At 72.1% G+C, this 18,059-nt stretch carries 14 protein-coding genes; 7 read left to right on the top strand and 7 right to left on the bottom strand.

Annotated features, from left to right (window positions below; genetic code table 11):
- Nucleotides 1–5: 5 nt before the first annotated feature.
- The 3 genes from rhaS to ACIP4Z_RS25465 all read left to right on the top strand — a co-directional run bounded on the left by rhaS (nt 6) and on the right by ACIP4Z_RS25465 (nt 2,687).
- A complete protein-coding gene (rhaS, locus tag ACIP4Z_RS25475) occupies nt 6–1,109 on the top strand; it encodes a rhamnose ABC transporter substrate-binding protein (RefSeq protein WP_391049393.1) in 1,104 nt (367 codons plus the stop codon).
- Nucleotides 1,110–1,190: 81 nt separating this feature from the next.
- Entirely contained in the window at nt 1,191–1,511 is a 321-nt protein-coding gene (locus ACIP4Z_RS25470) for an L-rhamnose mutarotase (protein ID WP_188282885.1), read from the top strand.
- Nucleotides 1,512–1,670: 159 nt separating this feature from the next.
- On the top strand, nt 1,671–2,687 hold the full coding sequence (locus tag ACIP4Z_RS25465) for a LacI family DNA-binding transcriptional regulator (protein ID WP_355350172.1): 1,017 nt from the start codon (nt 1,671–1,673) through the stop codon (nt 2,685–2,687).
- Between the two features lie 24 nt (nt 2,688–2,711).
- On the opposite strand, the gene ACIP4Z_RS25460 is transcribed toward ACIP4Z_RS25465, so the two are convergent.
- Nucleotides 2,712–3,653, bottom strand: coding sequence for an aldo/keto reductase (locus ACIP4Z_RS25460; RefSeq protein ID WP_401311756.1), 942 nt, complete (start codon nt 3,651–3,653; stop codon nt 2,712–2,714).
- Nucleotides 3,654–4,025: 372 nt separating this feature from the next.
- Here ACIP4Z_RS25460 and rsgA point away from each other — a divergent pair, with 372 nt between their 5' ends.
- Nucleotides 4,026–5,174 carry a ribosome small subunit-dependent GTPase A gene (gene rsgA / locus ACIP4Z_RS25455; protein WP_391163570.1) on the top strand — a complete coding sequence of 383 codons (1,149 nt, stop codon included), beginning with the start codon at nt 4,026–4,028 and terminating at the stop codon, nt 5,172–5,174.
- 37 nt (nt 5,175–5,211) lie between these two features.
- Here the strand turns inward: rsgA and ACIP4Z_RS25450 are convergent, their stop codons facing one another.
- The 5 genes from ACIP4Z_RS25450 to ACIP4Z_RS25430 all read right to left on the bottom strand — a co-directional run bounded on the left by ACIP4Z_RS25450 (nt 5,212) and on the right by ACIP4Z_RS25430 (nt 9,082).
- On the bottom strand, nt 5,212–5,349 hold the full coding sequence (locus ACIP4Z_RS25450; RefSeq protein ID WP_188282881.1) for a hypothetical protein: 138 nt from the start codon (nt 5,347–5,349) through the stop codon (nt 5,212–5,214).
- Nucleotides 5,350–5,585: 236 nt separating this feature from the next.
- Nucleotides 5,586–6,632 carry a LacI family DNA-binding transcriptional regulator gene (locus ACIP4Z_RS25445; RefSeq protein WP_355350182.1) on the bottom strand — a complete coding sequence of 349 codons (1,047 nt, stop codon included), beginning with the start codon at nt 6,630–6,632 and terminating at the stop codon, nt 5,586–5,588.
- A gap of 193 nt (nt 6,633–6,825) precedes the next feature.
- A complete protein-coding gene (locus ACIP4Z_RS25440) occupies nt 6,826–7,212 on the bottom strand; it encodes a PPOX class F420-dependent oxidoreductase (RefSeq protein WP_355350185.1) in 387 nt (128 codons plus the stop codon).
- A 155-nt stretch (nt 7,213–7,367) separates the two neighbouring features.
- A complete protein-coding gene (locus ACIP4Z_RS25435) occupies nt 7,368–7,850 on the bottom strand; it encodes a DUF456 domain-containing protein (protein WP_188282878.1) in 483 nt (160 codons plus the stop codon).
- A 236-nt stretch (nt 7,851–8,086) separates the two neighbouring features.
- Nucleotides 8,087–9,082 carry a helix-turn-helix domain-containing protein gene (locus tag ACIP4Z_RS25430; RefSeq protein WP_401311750.1) on the bottom strand — a complete coding sequence of 332 codons (996 nt, stop codon included), beginning with the start codon at nt 9,080–9,082 and terminating at the stop codon, nt 8,087–8,089.
- Nucleotides 9,083–9,462: 380 nt separating this feature from the next.
- On the opposite strand from ACIP4Z_RS25430, the gene ACIP4Z_RS25425 reads away from it, so the two are divergent.
- Both ACIP4Z_RS25425 and ACIP4Z_RS25420 read left to right on the top strand, forming a co-directional pair.
- Nucleotides 9,463–12,354, top strand: a complete 2,892-nt coding sequence (locus ACIP4Z_RS25425; RefSeq protein WP_401311747.1) for a protein phosphatase 2C domain-containing protein — start codon at nt 9,463–9,465, stop codon at nt 12,352–12,354.
- A gap of 86 nt (nt 12,355–12,440) precedes the next feature.
- Complete coding sequence (locus ACIP4Z_RS25420) at nt 12,441–14,183, top strand: pyruvate dehydrogenase (RefSeq protein ID WP_355338838.1); 1,743 nt, start codon at nt 12,441–12,443, stop codon at nt 14,181–14,183.
- Between the two features lie 163 nt (nt 14,184–14,346).
- Here ACIP4Z_RS25420 and ACIP4Z_RS25415 read toward each other — a convergent pair whose 3' ends face one another.
- Nucleotides 14,347–17,187, bottom strand: coding sequence for a fascin domain-containing protein (locus ACIP4Z_RS25415; RefSeq protein WP_401311744.1), 2,841 nt, complete (start codon nt 17,185–17,187; stop codon nt 14,347–14,349).
- A gap of 384 nt (nt 17,188–17,571) precedes the next feature.
- Here ACIP4Z_RS25415 and ACIP4Z_RS25410 point away from each other — a divergent pair, with 384 nt between their 5' ends.
- Nucleotides 17,572–18,027: an ATP-binding protein gene (locus ACIP4Z_RS25410; protein ID WP_355338844.1), complete on the top strand. Its 456-nt coding sequence runs from the start codon at nt 17,572–17,574 to the stop codon at nt 18,025–18,027.
- The last annotated feature ends 32 nt before the right edge of the window (nt 18,028–18,059 follow it).

Genomic DNA, 18,059 nt, shown 5'->3' with positions numbered 1-18,059 from the left:
CCCGCATGTCGTACAGAACCGCCCCCGCCCGTCGCGCCGCGGCCGCGGTCGCCGTTGTCGCCGTCGTCGCGCTCAGCGCCGCTGCCTGTGGCGGCACCACCAAGAAGTCCAGCTCGGACTCGGAATCGGCCTCCGCCGGATCCGGTACGAAGGCGTCGGCCTCCGCCGACCCGAACGCGCCCGTCAAGAAGGGCCTGACCATCGCCTACCTGCCCAAGCAGGTGAACAACCCGTACTTCACCATCTCCGACAACGGCGGCAAGAAGGCCGTCGAGGCGCTCGGCGAGAAGTACAAGGAGGTCGGCACCAGCAGCGGCACCGACACCGCGGGCCAGGTCAGCTACGTCAACACCCTGACGCAGCAGCAGGTCAGCGCCATCGCGGTGTCCGCGCAGGACCCGGGCGCGCTGTGCACCGCGCTGAACCAGGCGCGCAAGAACGGCGTCAAGGTCGTGACGTACGACTCGGACACCAACACCAACTGCCGTGACGCGTTCGTCTCGCAGGCCAGCGCGGAGGACCTGGGCCGTACCGAGGTCCAGTTGATGGCCAAGCAGATCAACAACAAGGGCCAGATCGCGATCCTGTCGGCGGCCCAGACGGCCACCAACCAGAACACCTGGATCGACTTCATGAAGGACGAGCTGAAGAAGCCGGAGTACAAGGACATCCAGCTCGTCAAGGTCGCCTACGGCAACGACGACGCGCAGGCGTCGTTCCAGCAGACCCAGGGCCTGCTCCAGCAGTACCCGAACCTGAAGGGGATCATCTCCCCGACCACGGTCGGCATCAAGGCCGCGGCGCAGTACCTGAGCGGTTCCAAGTACAAGGGGAAGGTCCAGCTCACCGGCCTGGGCACGCCCAACGACATGCGCGCGTACGTCAACAACGGCACCGTGCAGTCCTTTGAGCTGTGGGACCCGGCCAAGCTCGGCGCGCTCGCGGGCTACACCGCCGTCGCGCTGGCCTCCGGCCAGATCACCGGTGCCGAGGGTGAGACCTTCACCGCGGGCGACATGGGCACCTTCACCGTCGGCAAGGACAGCGTCATCGTCCTCGGCAAGCCGACCGTCTTCGACAAGGCGAACATCGGCCAGTTCAACTTCTGAGCCGACGGCACCATCCAGTAAGGCAGTTGGACCGCCGGCCCTGTGGGTCCGGGCCGGCGGTGTGCGGAAGGAAATCCTCAAGTGCGGCGCGTCTGCTTTGTGTTGAAGGTCCGTCAGGAACGACTGGACGAGTACCGTGCCAGGCACGCGGACGTCTGGCCGCGGATGCGTGAGGCGCTGTCCGCCGCCGGCTGGCACAACTACTCGCTGTTCCTGCGCGAGGACGGCCTGCTCGTCGGCTATCTGGAGACCGAGGACTTCGAGCGGGCGCGCGCCGCCATGGACGGTACGGAGGTGAACGCCCGCTGGCAGGCGGAAATGGCGGGCTTCTTCGAGGAGTTGGACGGCGTCGCGCCCGACGCGGCGATGGTCCCGCTCACCGAGGTGTTCCACCTTCCGTGAACATGAGAGGTTGGAACGATTCAGTTCGTGCCGGATCAACCAGCACGCACTGTGCTTGAATAAGTTCAATGCGTTGATTCCGGGTGAACGTCGAGCACGTCGCGCCGACGCCGGATGAGCGTTACGAGGAGCCCTGCCTGCGGCGGGCGGGACGGAGCAGTGGAGCCCATGGTTGGGATCAAGGACGTGGCACGGCAGGCGGGTGTCTCGGTCGGGACCGTCTCCAATGTGATCAACCGCCCGGACCTGGTGTCCGAGGAGACCAGGACCCGGGTGCAGTCGGTCATCAGCCGCCTCGGCTACATACGGAGTGAGTCCGCCCGCCAACTGCGGGCCGGGGCAAGCCGTATCGTCGCGCTGCTCGTCCTCGACATGGGCAACCCCTTCTTCGTCGACGTGGCCAGCGGCGCCGAGCGCGCCGCCCGCGCCGCCGGACTCGGCGTCATGGTCTGCAACAGCGCGCAGAGCACCAGCGAGGAGGTCGAGTACCTGTCGCTCTTCGCCGAGCAGCGGGTGCGCGGCGTGCTGGTCACCCCCGCCGACGCGACCGGACACAGCCTCAAGACGCTGCGCAGCCAGGGCATTCCGTACGTCCTGGTCGACCGGGTCTCCGCCGACGTCGCCGTCTGCTCGGTCTCGGTGGACGATGTCGTCGGCGGACGCCTCGCCGCCCAGCACCTGATCGCCGCGGGACACCGCTCGATCGTCTACGTCGGCGGCCCGCCCGAACTCCCGCAGGTCCGCGACCGCCGCGCCGGGGCGCTCGCCGCGCTGGCCGAGGCCGGACTGCCGCCCGAGTCGCTGACCGAGGTGTCCGCCGAGCGGCTGGACGTCTCGGCGGGCCGCGACGCCGGAGCCCGGCTGCTCGGCCTGGCGCCCCGGCCCACCGCCGTCTTCTGCGCCAACGACCTGCTGGCCCTCGGGGTCCTCCAGGCGGTCTTCGCCGCCAGGATCGCGGTCCCCGAGGAGATGGCCATCGTCGGTTACGACGACATCGAATTCGCCGCCGCCGCGGCCGTACCGCTGACCTCGGTCCGGCAGCCCGCCGTCGCGATGGGGCGGCTCGCCGCCGAGATGCTGCTGGAGGAGACGGCGGACCCCGAGGGCCACGAGCACCGCCAGGTCGTCCTCCAGCCGGAGCTGGTCGTGCGCGGCTCCAGCCTCGGGGCGCGCTGAGGGAGTCCGGCCGCGCGCCCCGCGTTACGTGAGCGGGGCGTCGTTCGGCCGGGTCGGGACGGCGTCCAGCGCGGCGAGGGTCGCGGCGTCGAGCGTGAGCGCGCCCGCGGCCACGTTCGCTTCGAGGTGGGCGGTGTTCGACGTGCCCGGAATGAGGTGGACGTTCGGCGCGTGGTGCAGCAGCCAGGCCAGGCCGACCTGGGAGGGCGTGGCGCCCAGCGCCCGCGCCGCGGCGATCACCGCCGGTTCGTCGGTCACCTTCGGCAGGCCGGGGAAGGCGCTGCCGAGCGGGAAGTACGGCACCCACGCGATGTCCTGCGCGGTGCAGAGGGCCAGCATGTCCTCGTCGTCGCGCGCCACGAGGCTGTACGCGTTCTGCACGCACGCGATGCCCGCCGGGATCGCCCGGCGCAGATTGTCCAGGCTCACGCTGCTCAGCCCGATCGCGCCGATCTTGCCCTCGTCGCGCAGCGCCACCATCGTCGCGAGTTGGTCGTCGAGTTCGACCACCTGGTCGCCCTCGGCCCGCAGGCCCGGCCCGACATCGGTGCGGCGCAGATTCACCAGCGGGATCCGGTCGAGGCCGAGGCTCGCGAGATTGTCCTCCACGGCCGCCCGCAACTCCTCGGGCTTCTGCGCGAGTCGCAGGTGCACCGGGCCGCCGGAATCCGGTGTGGCCCCCACCTTGCTGGCGACCAGCACCTCGTCCTCGGACCCGACCGCCTCGCGGATCACCCCGTTGACGAAGCCGTCGCCGTAGAACTGCGCCGTATCGACGTGGTCCACCCCGAGTTCGACCGCCCGCCGCAGTACGGCGACCGCGGCGGCCCGCCCGGCCCGCTCGGTCAGTTGCATCGCCCCGTACCCGACGCGCGACACCGTCCGCCCGGCCAGCGCCCCCGCCCCTCCGGCCCGCCGCGCCCCGCCGGCCGTCGTCCCGTCCGAGGTCATCCCGCTGGAAGCCATGAGCATCCCGTTCCCGTGCGACACCAGAACAAGCGGAGGTCACTCCGCTTCTTCGACCGTACCACTACCGGAGATCCCTCCGCTTTGCTCCGGCGCTCTCTGCCCGCCCGCGGCGGCGGGCGTTAATTCGGTGGCGGAGGCGGTGGGGGAGGGGCTACGGTCCCTGGTGTTGGAACGGAAGCCGCGGAAGTGGCTCGCCGCTGTCGGCTCGTGAGTACGGCCAGGAGGTGTGACTCGATGACTGCCTTGGTGATGGGCGCTGCCCAGATGCGGAAGTTCATTCAGTTCACCTCTGTGGTCTCCGGCTGACCTCTCTTCTTCTGCCGCGCCGATCGGACGCGCGGTGCCGGGGCCCTGTTGGAAGGGTTTCCCTTGTCTTTCTCGTCTTCTTCCTTCTCGTCGTCGTCCTCCTCTTGGTCCTCACTCGTCCCGTACGGCTGGGACTCGCTGCTGGACGACGCCTTCTCGGCGTACGCGGCGGACGGACTGGTGCCCGCGCGGATCGTGCGGGTCGACCGGGGGATGTGCGACGTCGTCGTCCCCGACGGCGCGGACGGTCTGCTGACGGTCCGCGCCGACACCGATCCGGTGCACTCGCCGGATCCGATGCTCGTGGCGTGCACCGGGGACTGGGCGGCGTTCGACCCGGACCCGGCGCAGCCGAAGGGCCCGTCGGTACGGGCGCTGCTGCCGCGCAGGACCGCGATCGTACGGTCGGCGTCGTCCAAGCGCTCCGAGGGCCAGGTGCTCGCGGCCAATATCGACCACGCGGTGATCGCGGTGTCGCTGGCGGCCGACCTCGATCTGGGGCGCCTCGAACGCTTCCTCTCCCTGGCCTGGGAGAGCGGCGCGCAACCGGTGGTCGCGCTGACCAAGGCGGACCTCGTGCCGGACACCACCTATCTGCTGGAGGACGCCGAATCGGCGGCGCCCGGAGTGCCGGTCCTGGTGGTGAGCGCCACGACCGGGGAGGGGATCGAGGCGCTGTCGGAGCTGCTGGCGGGCGGCACCTCGGTGCTGCTCGGCCAGTCGGGCGCGGGCAAGTCCACGCTCACCAACGCCCTGTTGGGGCGCGAAGCGCAGGAGGTGCAGGCCACCAGGGACTCCGACGGCAAGGGCCGGCACACCACGACCACGCGTGACCTGCTGCCGATGCCGCAGGGCGGGGTGCTGATCGACACGCCGGGGCTGCGCGGGGTCGGCCTGTGGGACGCGGAGTCCGGGCTCCACCAGGTGTTCTCCGAGATCGAGCAACTGGCCCGCGACTGCCGCTTCCAGGACTGCTCGCACCAGTCGGAGCCGGGCTGCGCTGTCCTGGCCGCGCTGGAGGACGGCACCTTGCAGCACCGCCGTCTGGAGAGCTACCGCAAGCTGCTGCGCGAGAACGCGTGGATCGCCTCACGCACCGACCAGCGGCTGCGCTCCGAGATGCGGCGCGAGTGGAAGCAACGGACCGCGGCGGGCCGGGAGATGTACGAGCGCAAGCGCGGCGGGGGCGGCGGCCACCGCCGCCGGTCCTGAACCCGGTCCCGTACGGCCGACCGTACGGGCGCGGACCCTATCCGGCGCCGCCGCCAGGACCCTGCTGGTGGCGGCGCCGCACCGCGATCGGGCTGCCCGCACTCCAGAACGAGCCGACGACACAGGCGACCACGAGCACGACGATCACGACGCCGAGAATCACGCTGTATGCCATGTCGGACCTCCTCGCCTCCGGCACGGCCTTCACCGTGCCCTCACCTTCGCTACCTGTTCGTGACCTTCCCTTCGCCCGACGTTCCCAACCCACAGGTGGGGGACCGGTGTTCGCGCGTGGGTTCGATCCGATGAAGTGACGGTATGTCAGGCGGAGTCGGGCGGTGCCGAGTGCCCTCGGACGGGGGCGGTGCGGCGCTCAGGGGGAAGCGTGGTGCTCGGGCCGGGATTCGGCGCTCAGGCGGAGGCGCGGACCACGAGGTGCGTCGGCGTGACGATGGAGGACAGGGCGGGAACGCTCTGCGGGCCCGTCGGCGGCGCCACCGCGCGCAGGAGGAGGCGGGCCATGAGGCGGCCCATTTCCTCGATGTCCTGGCGGACGGTGGTCAGGGGCGGGTCGGTCCATTCGGCGACGGAGACCATGTCGTCGAAGCCGACGACGGCGATGTCGTCGGGGACGCGGTGTCCTGAGGTGCGCAGGACGCGCAGGGCGCCGGAGGCCATGACGTCGGAGGCGGCGAAGACGGCGTCCAGGTCGGGGCAGCGCTGGAGGAGTTCGGCCATGGCGCGGGCGCCGCCTTCCGGGGTGAAGTCGCCCTCGGCGATCATCCGCGGGTCGGTCTCCGGCAGCACGTCACGGAACCCGTCCAGCCGGTCCACCGACGCCGTCTGGTCAAGTGGCCCCGCGATGTGGGCGATCCGGCGGCGGCCGATCCTCAGCAGGTGCCGGACCGCGTCCCGCGCACCGCCCCGGTTGTCGCAGTCCACGTACAACGTGCCGTGGTCGCTGTCGAAGTCGGTCCAGCCGGGCCGCCCGCCGATCACCGTGGGCACTCCGGCCCTGCGGGCCAGCACGGGCAGCGAGTCGTCGGTGTGCAGGGAGAAGATCAGCGCGCCGTCGACGTGACCGCCCGCCAGATAGCGGCCGACCCGCTCGTAATCCGCGGCCCCCTCGGTCAGCAGCAGCACCAACTGATTGTCCCGCGCGGTGAGTTCCTTGCTGATCCCGCGCACCTGCTGCGCGAAGAACGGGTCGGTGAAGAACCGCGTCTCCGGCTCGGCGACCACCACCGCGATGGCGTCATTGCGCCGCGTCACCAGCGTGCGGGCCGCCTGATTGGGTACATATCCCAGCTCGTCCACGGCCTTGCGGACCCGCTCCACCAGCGGCGCCCGTACCCCTTCGCTGCCGTTGACCACCCGTGAGGCGGTGGCACGCGACACCCCGGCCCGCGCGGCGACGGCCTCCAGCGTAGGACGCGGCGCGAAGCTCGGGTCGGACAAGGGACGTCTCCTTCACGCGGAAATAACAGAAAACCGGGGGCCGGTACGCGCACAGCGTAACGGGTCCCCCGGCGCGGCGTGAGAGCGCTCTCCGTGTCGGTTCGGCAGGTGAGACGGGTGTGCCTTGTGTGCGCCTTGTGCGGGCCGGGCGACGGTGGTGCGAGCGACGCCCGGCGAGGTCCGGCGCGCGGGGTCAGTCCTCCAGGCCCCAGCCGATGATCGAGTACGGGTGGATCCGGATCAACTCGTCGCTCATCTGCGCGCCGAGGTCGTGCGGGCCCACGACCTGCTCGGCGGTGCCGCGGATCTCGACCCCGCGCACCGTCCACGGGTCGGTGCCCGCGATGTCGTCCACGACCAGCGACACATAGTGGTTCGCCGCCACATTGCGCCACTTCTTCGTGGCGCCCATCGTGTAGCCGCCGATGTCGACCGTGCCGTCCGGGCGAAGGAAGTAGCCGACCGGATTGGCCTGCGGACGGCCCTGCGCGTCCACGGTCGCCAGCCGCCCGAGGCGCTGCGTGCGCAGATAGCGCAGCTCGGCCTCGGTCAGCGCTGTCCTGGGTGTCTTGATCGCCATGCCCTCACCCTCACACGGGTGAGCGCACCGGGCCATTGGACCTTTGACCTATCCAGGACCTAGGCCGAGTGGGGACGCGCGGTCGTACGGCCATACGTATGTCCGTACGACCGCACACCCCGTACGCCTCCCCTGAGCGCGGGGCCGGGTGCCGGTCAGCCCGCGATCACCGCGCCCAGCCACGCGCCCGCCACGACGAGGCACGCCAGGAGTTCGACCAGGACGGAGCCGCCCACCGCGCGCATCGCGGTGCGGGTCGCGGTCCAGGCGGCGCGGTGGCCGCCGAGGCGCACGCGCTCGGTCGCGTAGATCGTGCCGACGAAGCCGAGGACCGCGCCCAGCACGGGGATCAGGAAGAAACCGGCGATGGCGAAGGAGCCCGCGACCAGCACGGTGTGCCAGGTGATGCCCGAATCGCGGATCCGGCGCGCCGGGAGCAGCCACACCACCACCTGCACGACGGCCAGCAGACCGGTCGCCCCGGCCAGTACGCCCCAGGTCAGGCTCGTGTGCTCCTGCGTCGCCCACCACATGACGGCGGCCCAGCAGAGCAGCGTCCCCGGCACGCCGGGGGCCAGCACACCGACGAGTCCGAGCAGCATCACCGCGCCGATCAGGCACACCTGTGCGGTCCCCATGAGCCCACCCTGCCCGATGACGCGCCCGTCCGCCGGGCGGATCACCCTCGGGGCGCAAGGCGAGACCTGTCCGAGACCCGCAGGACCACTCGCGTACGCCGCTCGTACGCCGTCCGTACGCCGTGGGGATGTCGTCGGTCCGCCGCCCCGTCAACCGTCCGGTGGCGCGCTCACCCTTCCGGCGGGACCGTCGGCCCGGTCGCCGGTCACCGCGTCCGCCGCGTACGGCCCCGCGCTCATACGTCCGTGTCGCCGCGTGCCACCCAGCCGCGTTCGTAGGCGTGCCAGCCGAGCTGGAGGCGGGTGGTGACCTCGGCGATCTCCATCAGCCGTTTGACCCGGCGCTGCACGGTGCGCAGCCCGAGGTCGAGCTGCTTGGCCGCCGAGGCGTCCGTCAGACCGGCCAGCAGCAGCGAGAGGATGCGCAGGTCGGTGCTGTCCGGCGCTTCGGGGGACTCCTCGGCCACGGTGCCCGTCCCGTCCAGGCTCAGCGGCATCCCCTGCCGCCACACTCCCTCGAACAGCCCCATCAGCGACTCCAGCAGCCCGCTGGCGTGCACGACCAGCGCGGCGGGCTGGGCGAGGCGGCGGGTCAGCGGCACCATCGCCAACGACCGGTCGGCCACCACCAGTTTGGTCGGCACCCGGTCCACCACCCGCACCTGTTCGTTCCTGCCGAGCGCGGCGGACACCTCCGTGAAACCGCTCGGGCTCGTCACGACGGAACGTTCCAGCACCACGCGGTACGTGACGCCGCGTCGGGACGCCTCCTGCTCGGCGTCGTTCTCCGTCCCGGTGATGGCCACCGGGCGGTCGGTGACCAGGGCGCAGACCTCGCTCTCCGCGCCGAACTGGAGTTGCAGGAAGCGCTGCGCCACCGCGTTGGCTCCGGTGACCACCTCGACCAGGTCGTGCACGGCCGGTTCCGTCGCCTCCGCGCGGAACTCGGCGGCCAGGACGGCGGCGGCTAGCTCCGCCTGCTCCAACTCGTGCCGCTGCCGGGTCAGCAGCGCCGACAGCGCCACGGCCGGTGGCGCGGCGACCCAGCGGCCGGGCCGCGCCGACGACTGCGCGACCAGCCCGTGCCCCTCCAGCCTGCGCAGGATGCGGCCCGCGTCCTCCTCGTTCAGCCCGAGGCGGTGCGACAGGTCGCCGACCTCGGCCGCGCCCAGGCCGACCAGCGCCCGGTAGGCCGATTCCTGCGCTTCGTCCAGACCGATGGCGCCGAGCACGGAGCCCCCTCCCTGCGGTGATGGTGACGGTGGCGGAAATGAGCCACGGCGGTTTCCCGCCTTGGTCATCTTGTACTCCCGCAGGTCCGCTCTGCCAGTGTGATCGACACCGAGCTTTGCGGAGAGCTTGACGGGGAGCTTCACGGGGAGCTTTCCGGTGGCTTCGCGGGAGGCGGGACGGAGGGCGCCGGGGACGGTGTCCGTGGCAGCCCCCGGAAGAAGTCTCCGGACGCGTCCGAAGGTCTCGGTGCGGTCCCCGGAGGATCTTTCCCGAGGTCCCGGCCGGGGACGGCGACTCCGCCGGGCGGCCCTGCTGTGGGGGCGGGGCCGGCCCGGCGGTTCCACGTTTCCCGGCGGCCCGCGCGGTGGACAATAAGGGCATGAGCCAGCAGGGGGACTCCCACAGCAGCCAAGAGGACGACTGGTGGCGTCAGTTGTACGACGACGACGCGGCCACGCCGTCCGCCACGCCGGATTCCGTCGACGCGCACTTCGATACGGCGCTGGACGCGGTGGCGCCTCCTCCGCCGACGCCGGCCGCCGACACGTTGCGACTGCGTCGGCCCACTCCGCCGCCTCCGCCCCCTTCCTGGCCGGGGCCGCCGCGCACACCGGGTGCGCCTCCGGCGCCGGTCCCGACCACGGCGCCGGTCTCGGCTCCGGAGCCCGCTTCGGTGTCGATTCCGGCTCAGCAGGACGCGTCGCCCGAGGTACCGGCCGACGAGGTACCGGCCGACGAGGTACCGGCTGACGTGGTGCCGGCCGACGTGGTGCCAGCCGAGCGGCCGGTCGAGCCGCCGGTCGAGTCCTCGGCCGAACCACCCGCCAAGCCGTCGATCGCCGCGCCGGACGCGCCGCCGGTCGATGACGCTCCCGCGTGGGACGCCTGGTCGGCCGAGCCGACCTTCGGCACGGCGCCGCCGCCACCGGAAGAGGCTCCGGAGGCCGCCGCGCCCGAGCCCACTCCGCCGCCCCGGCCGGAGCAACGCCCTTGGGACGCCTGGTCGTCCGCTCCCACCTTCGCCGAACGCCCCGAGCCGTCGGCCCCCGCCCCGGAGCCCCGCGAGGCGCCGCGCCCCGCGTCCGACTCCTGGTGGACCCGCTCACCTTCGGCCGCCCCCGAGCCGGCACCGGCGCCGGAGCCCGTCGCCGAAGAGCCGGAGGCCCCGGAGGGCGATACGCCCGGAGCCTCATGGGACGCATGGTCGGCCACCCCGACCTTCGCCGTCGAGGACCCCCCGCCCGCTTCCCCGGACGAGCCTGCCCTCTGGCCCCGCACCGCCTGGCAGGCCCCGACCCCCGAGACGGCCGAACCGGCACCGGCCGAGCCGGACGATTCCGGACCGCCGTCGCCGACCGACTCGGCGCTCGACCAACTCCTGGCAGCCCGCCGCCCCGCGCCCGAGCCGCCCCCTTCCGACAACTCCTGGGCCACCCCCGAGGCGGACCGCCCCGAGGCCGAGCCCCACCGCCCGTTTACCGCCCCGACCGGCGCGGCGGACCCCAACTACCCCTGGCCGCCCGCCCCGACCACGCCGAGCGCACCCCCGAGCCCGCAGACCGCCCCGCCCGGACCGGCCCCCGATCGTTCCCCTTCGGCGGCCCAACCACCCGCCCCTGCGACACCGGACGAGCCCGCCCAGCCCATTCCCCCGCAGCCGTCCGCCCCGCCCGAGCCCCGCCGCCCGTGGGTCCCCCCGACCGAGGCGGAGCCCGCCCAGGCGGGTCCCTCCTCGCAGGCGGCTGACGCCGAGCCTGTCCCGGCCGACCGGGAGGCCCCCACCGCCTCCCCGGAGCCCGGCTCTCCCTGGGCTGTCCCGCCCGAGGCGGAGGTCGATCGCTCCTGGGCGGCCCCGCCGCCCGCCGTATCGGAGCCCGATCAGCCGAGCCCCCCGCAGCCGTCCGTCCCGGCCGAACCCCGCCGTCCCTGGGTGGGTCCGACTGCCGTGGGTGTGCCGACCGCAGCGCAGAACGATCAGCCGGGTCCTTCTCCGGAGGCACTGGCCCAGCCGGGTCCTTCTCCGGAGACACCTGCGGCCGAGGCCGAACCGGTCGAGCCGGAGCCCGATCCGTCACGCCCTTCGCAGGCGGCTGACGCCGAGTCTGTCCCGGCGGTGCCGGGCGAGTCCGACGGGTCGGAGTCCGAACAGCCCAATCCCCCACAGCCGTCCGCTTCGGTCGAGCCCCGCCGTCCGTGGGCGGGGCCCGCGGTCGTCGGCGTGCCGGTCGGCGTGCCGGTCGGCGGGCGGAAGGGGCAGGCGGGGGAGCGGGACGGTGCCGAGGCCGGGACCGGGGCGACCGAGGGCGCAGGGAAGGGGGCCGGGTCGGCGGCGGGGTGGGGGCGGGAGACGGCGTTCGTGGAAGGGGAGGTGCGGTGGGCGCCGGAGCTGCCGCCCGGGTGGGTGGCGGCGGTGGGGGCGCGGGACGAGGTCGCGGAGCCGGAGGTGGTGGGCGGGGGACCGCCGACGTACGCGGCGGAGCCGACCGCGTGGCCGGAGGCGGAACCGGACGACCTCGGCGCCCTGGTGGCGGACACGGTGCTGGACGGCGCGCGGTACGGCCGCATGACGGTCCGGACGGTGTCGCTGCGCGGCGACTCGGCGCGGTACCGGGGCCAGCCCCGCAGGGACGCCCTCCTCACGGCCCGCTTCGGCAGCGGCGACGAGGCGCTGCTGCTGGTCGCGATGGCCAGCGGCGCCCGCGCGGCGGACGACGCGCACAAGGCGGCGCAGGACGCGGTGCGGTGGATCGCGGGCGCGGTCGGCCGGAGCAGGAACCGGCTCTCTGACGACCTGCGCGCGGCCCGCAGAGGCTCGCTCAAGTCGGGCCTGCACCGGCTGACCGACCGTTGCTACGGACGCCTGCGGGCCCGCGGCGAGGACCTGGGCCTGGACGAGGGCACGTACACCGCCTCGCTGCGCTGTCTGCTGCTGCCCGCGGACCCGGAGTGCCGGACCCGGCTGTTCTTCGGCGTCGGCGACGGCGGACTGTTCCGGATCAGGGACGACACCTGGCAGGACCTGGACCTGGCGCCGGACGAGACGGCGGCGCCGTTCCGCTTCCGGGCCACCGTCGCGCAGCCCGGCGACGCGCTGGTGATGTGCAGCGGCGGCCTCGCGGAACCGCTGCGCGGCGAGCCCGCACTGGCCGTCCACCTGGCAGGCCGCTGGGGCGCGGGACCGCCCGGCATGGCCGCGTATCTGGCCGACGCCCAGACCCGCGTCAAGGGCTACGCCGACGACCGGACGGCGGTGACCGTCTGGGACGCGTGACCGGGCGGGCCCCGGCGCTCCCGGATGCGGGGCCACCCACTTCCCGGTGAGATGAGAGGAGTCACCGACGAGGACAGGTGGGCCCGATGGCGAAGCAGACCGTGGCCGAGCAGTTCATCGACGTGCTGGTGCGCGCGGGCGTACAGCGCGTGTACGGGGTGGTGGGCGACAGCCTCAACCCCGTCGTGGACGCCGTACGCCGCAACCGTTCCATCGAATGGGTGCACGTACGCCACGAGGAGGTCGCGGCCTTCGCGGCGGGCGCGGAGGCCCAGCTCACCGGCAAGCTCGCGGCCTGCGCGGGTTCCTGCGGCCCCGGCAATCTGCACCTGATCAACGGCCTGTACGACGCGCACCGCTCGATGGCCCCGGTGCTGGCGCTCGCCTCGCACATCCCCAGCAGCGAGATCGGCACCGGCTACTTCCAGGAGACCCACCCCGACCAGCTCTTCCGCGAGTGCAGCCACTACAGCGAGCTGATCTCCAACCCGGCGCAGATGCCGCGGGTCCTCCAGACCGCCATCCAGCACGCGGTGGGCCGCGGCGGCGTCAGCGTCATCAGCCTGCCGGGCGACATCGCCGCCCAGACCGCGCCGCAGCGCAGCATCGAGCACGCCCTGGTCACCCGCCGCCCCACCGTCCGCCCCGGCGACGCGGAACTCGACGTCTTCGCCCGGCTCGTCAACGGCGCCAACAAGGTCGCCCTGTTCTGCGGCAGCGGCACCGCGGGCTCGCACGACGAGGTGATGGCCTTCGCCGAACGCGTCAAGGCCCCGGTCGGCCACGCCCTGCGCGGCAAGGAGTGGATCCAGTACGACAATCCGTACGACGTCGGCATGAGCGGTCTGCTCGGCTACGGCGCCGCGTACGAGGCGATGCACGAGTGCGACCTGCTGATCCTGCTCGGCACCGACTTCCCGTACAACGCCTTCCTGCCGGACGACGTGACGATCGTGCAGGTCGACGTGCGGCCCGAGCACCTCGGGCGCCGCTCGAAGCTGGACCTGGCGGTGTGGGGCGACGTCGGCGAGACGCTGCGCTGCCTGACGCCGAAGGTGCGGGAGAAGTCCGACCGCAAATTCCTCAACCGGATGCTGAAGAAGCACAGCGACGCGCTGGAAGGCGTCGTGAAGGCGTACACCCGCAAGGTCGACAAGCACGTGCCGATCCACCCGGAGTACGTGGCGTCCGTGCTCGACGAAGAGGCCGCGGACGACGCGGTGTTCACCGTCGACACCGGCATGTGCAATGTGTGGGCGGCCCGTTATCTGACGCCCAACGGCAAGCGCCGCGTCATCGGCTCCTTCACGCACGGCTCGATGGCGAACGCGCTGCCGCAGGCGATCGGCGCGCAGTTCCTCGACCGCCGCAGGCAGGTGGTGTCGATGTCGGGCGACGGCGGCTTCACCATGCTGATGGGCGACTTCCTGACGCTCGTCCAGTACGAACTCCCCGTCAAGGTGGTGCTGTTCAACAACTCCTCGCTCGGCATGGTCGAGCTGGAGATGATGGTCGAGGGCCTGCCCGCGTACGGCACCACCAACCACAACCCGGACTTCGCGGCCATCGCCAACGCCGCCGGGGCCTACGGCGTCCGGGTCGAGAAGCCCAAGGACCTGCGGGACGCGCTGCGTGGCGCCTTCCGGCACAAGGGGCCCGCCCTGGTCGACGTCGTCACCGACCCGCACGCCCTGTCCATCCCGCCGAAGATCACCGGCGAGCAGATCGGCGGCTTCGCGCTGTCGGTGGGCAAGGTCGTACTGGACGGCGGCGTCGGCAAGATGGTGCAGCTCGCGCGCTCCAATCTGCGCAACGTGCCGCGCCCGTAGCCCCGTTCGGCTCCGTTGTGACCCAGGACCGCGCCCTCCAGCACACCCCGACCGGCACGTTCCACCGGCTCGACCCCCGTCCCGGTCCAGCGGTGCCCGGTCAATCAGCCGTCGCTGTACGGGTACCGCCGGACGGAACAGGGGGCCGACGGAGGAAAAGCCGTCAACTCTGGATCAGATCGAACTCCTCCCACTGCCCGATGGCCGCCCGATTCGCGATCAGCGCCGCCGCGCCCCCGTTCTCGGCCGTCACGTACTGGTTGTTGACCCGCGCCCGCAGGCTGACGCTCCCGTCGCCGTTGCGCACGAGCTGGAACTGCTCCCAGGTGCCGACCGCGTCGACCTTGGCGAGCAGCGGGGCGGCGCCCGCGTTGTCGGCCGTCACGTACTTGTTGTTGGCGTGCGCGCGCAGCGCGATCCAACCGCCGCCCTGGTCGATCTCGTCGAACTGCTCCCAGGGTCCGATGGCCGTACGGTTGGCGATCAGCGGCGCCGCGCCCGCGTTGTCCGCCGTCACGTACTGGCCGTTGGCGTGCGCGCGCAGTGAGACCACCGTGCCGCCGCCGGGCGCGGTGCCGCCGCCGTCCAGACCGATCTGCACATTGCCCAGGTGCTTGGCGGCGGTGGCGGGGGAGCCGGAGACCTGCGCGTAGGGCAGCGCCGTGGTCGGCGCGGCCACCGGTTCGACGAGGTACGACTGCCCCGAGGCGACCGGCACATTGAAGGTGCCCGCGGTGGTCGGCGCGACCACGACGGCGTTGCTCGAACCGTTCACCACCTGCACCGACTGACCCGGCCAGGGGTTGCGCACGCGCATGGTCTGCGACGACCCGGCCTGGATGGCGACCGTGACCGGGGTGCCGTTCTGGACCTGCACGTCCACCTTGGTGTTGCCCTGCACCGAGACCGTGCCCGCCGCGTCCCAGCCGGCCGGCCAGGCCGGGGCGATCCGCAGCAGCCCGTCGTAGTCCTGCACCAGCGCCTCGTTCAGCGCGGTCGCGACACCGGACGCCTGCTCGATGTACGCCTCCGTGCCGACGGTGTTGCCGAGGTCGGCCAGCCCGTTGATGTACACCTGGTGGCTCTGGGTGATCGACGTCAGCCTCGCCGCGACCTCACTGGCCAGCCCGAGCCTGGCCGCGTCGATCGCGTCCATGCTCCAGTCGTTGCCCCCGGTCACCGCCCGGTGGTTGTACGAGCGCACCGCCAGGTCCCGCAGCGACCCCGGGTCGTCGGTGACCAGGTTGTACGGCCACACCGGCTCCAGGTCGATGTTCTCGCTGTTCCTGATCTGCGCGGTCGGCTGGTACGAGTACGCGATGATGTCGTTGTTCGACGCGTCCGCCGACGGCGGCAGCACCTGCGTACGGCCGTAGTCGGTACGCGCCCACGCCGGTATCTGGCCCTGCGCGGTGGTCAGTTGCGAGATCAGCGCGGTGTCCCCGGTGTTGAGGAGCTGCGCCGCCTTGATCACCACGGGGAAGAGCGCGGCGTCCGCGGCCAGGTCGGTCGTCGGGTCCTGCACCGCCCACTGCGTCTCGTGCGCGTTGGCGACCGCGTGCAGCTTCCCGTCCGAGCCGACCTTCTGGTAGTTGAGCAGGAAGGTCGCCGACGACTTCAGCAACGGGTAGTACGTGCGCAGGAAGTTGATGTCGCCGGTGGCCAGGTACTGCTGCCAGATGAACAGGCTGATCTCGGCGCCCGAGGTGATGTTCAGGGCGTTCCAGTTGGGGCTGCCCGGCTGGCTGCACGCCGCGTTGGCGCCGTTGCCCGGGTCGCCGCCGTTGCCGTTGAACCGCATGACCTCGGGGACGCAGGCACCCGGTGTGCCGCCCATCTGCTGCTTGGTCCACGCCTCGATGGCGGCCAGGTTGTTCTGGTAGAGGTTGAAGATCGGGATGTTCAGCGCGAAGTTGCCGCTGCTGGTGTTCGCGGAGATCTGGGTGCGCAGATTCCACAGCCAGGTCGCCGACGGCGTCCAGTTCTGGTGGTCCTGGCCGAAGTTGAACATGTCGGCCACGCCCGCCTGGCTGCCCGGCACGGTGCCGCGCATCGAGGCGGCCTCCATGTACAGGTACAAGGTGCGCAGCGTCTCCATGTACTGCGCGGTGCCGTCGGCCGAATTCGCCTCAAGGACACCGGAGTTGGCCCAGAAGCCGGACCACCAGGACTGCTGGGAGGACAGCAGCGAGGACTCGGCGGCGGTCGCGTCGGAGCCGAGCAGATTCGCGGCGGTGGTCGCCGCGTTGCCGCCGGTCCAGGCCGGGGCGCCGAGGATCACCCGGTAGGAGCCGTCGGCGTTGGGGGTGAACGCGACCTTCACCTGGGTGGAGTTGACCACCGAGGCGGTGACATTGCGACCGCCCGCGGAGAGCGCGGCCAGCGAGCCGAAGGTACGGCCCGAGGAGCCCGCCTCCTGGTTGTCCACCCAGGTCTCGGCCAGCGTGCCGACGGTGCCCGAGACGGCGGCCTGCGGACCGCGGCCCGACCACAGGCTCAGCGTCGCGGTCTGCTGGGCGCCCGGATCGGCGCCGGTGACGTCCACGATCAGTTCGTCCTTGGTCGCCGACACCCAGGACTTGAGGGTCATGCCGCCGCCGGACTCGGTGAGCACACCGGTGTAGACGTCCAGCGAGCCCTTGAAGTCGCTCGCGTTCGTCAGCGCGGACAGGCCCGGAATCTGCACCTGGCCCGGGGACTTGCGGCCCGGCAGGGTGTCGGCGCGGTTGAGCTGCGCGGTGAAGCCGCCCGCGGCCCAGGCGGCGGCGCCCAGCGAGCCGTTGCCCAGCGGCAGCGACTGCGCGGCGGCGGTGTTCGGCGAGCCGAGCACGATGTTCGAGCGGCGGATCACATTGGGGGTGTCGACATGGAAGCCGCCGTTCTGCCAGGCCGTGGTCGCGGTCGCCGCCGCGGCCGGCGGGGCGGCGGCGGGGACGAGCAGGCCCGCGGTGAGCAGGCCCGCCGCCAGAAGTGCGGTGGTGACGAGCGCGGGTGGTCGGATCATTCGCCGACGTCCGAGTTTTCCTTGCGGTGAGTACACGGGCCCCTCCCGAGGCAACGGGACGACAACACAGGCGCAACACCCAAGAGACACATGGGATGAGTGCGCCACAGAGTGGAGGCCGTGACCGCGTAGTGTCAAGGATTTTCACAACGCTGAGTCGGCTATACATCGGACCTCTCTAGGGAGTGGAGGTCAGAGTGCCTGCCCGGGTCGAGAATCCGCGACGGCGGCGGCGCGATCCGCAGACCTCCGATGTGACGTCGGCTGCGCGCATCCGGGACACATCAGGGGATCACGCGTGCAGGACTGGAACCTGTGGGGCTGGGAATGCCTATCGGCAAGAAAGTTCGACCGGGGAATCGCGGCGGCGACCGGAGCGGGGCCATGGAAGAGCCCGAAGCAGGGGAACTGGGGGATCAGACGGACATCACGGGGCAGATACTGCGGCATACGGTGCGGCACGCCGACCTCCCGGCCGTGGCCGAGGTGCGTCGCCTGCTGCGCGAGCATCTGCGGGACTGGGGAGTGCCCGTGCTCTGCGACACGGCGGAGCTGCTCGCCACCGAGCTGGTCACCAACGCACTGCAGCACACCACCGACGGGGCGGTGCTCACCGCCACACTCGTCCCCGGGCGGACGGCCGGGGAGCGGCTGCGCGTCGAGGTCTACGACGACCTCGCCCGGCACCCGAGGCTCCCGGCCCAGGCGACCGCCCCCGAGGACCACGGCACTTCGGGCCGCGGGCTCCTCCTCGTGCAGTCCCTGGCCGACGCCTGGGGCGCGCACTCACGCGGCAAGGGCAAGGTCGTCTGGTTCGAAGTCGACGCCCGCCGCGCGTGACAGCGCCCACGGGGCGGGGACCCGGGTATCTC

Source organism: Streptomyces sp. NPDC088910 (assembly GCF_044749865.1).
GTDB lineage: Bacteria > Actinomycetota > Actinomycetes > Streptomycetales > Streptomycetaceae > Actinacidiphila.
This window is presented reverse-complemented; position numbering and strand designations above follow the sequence as displayed.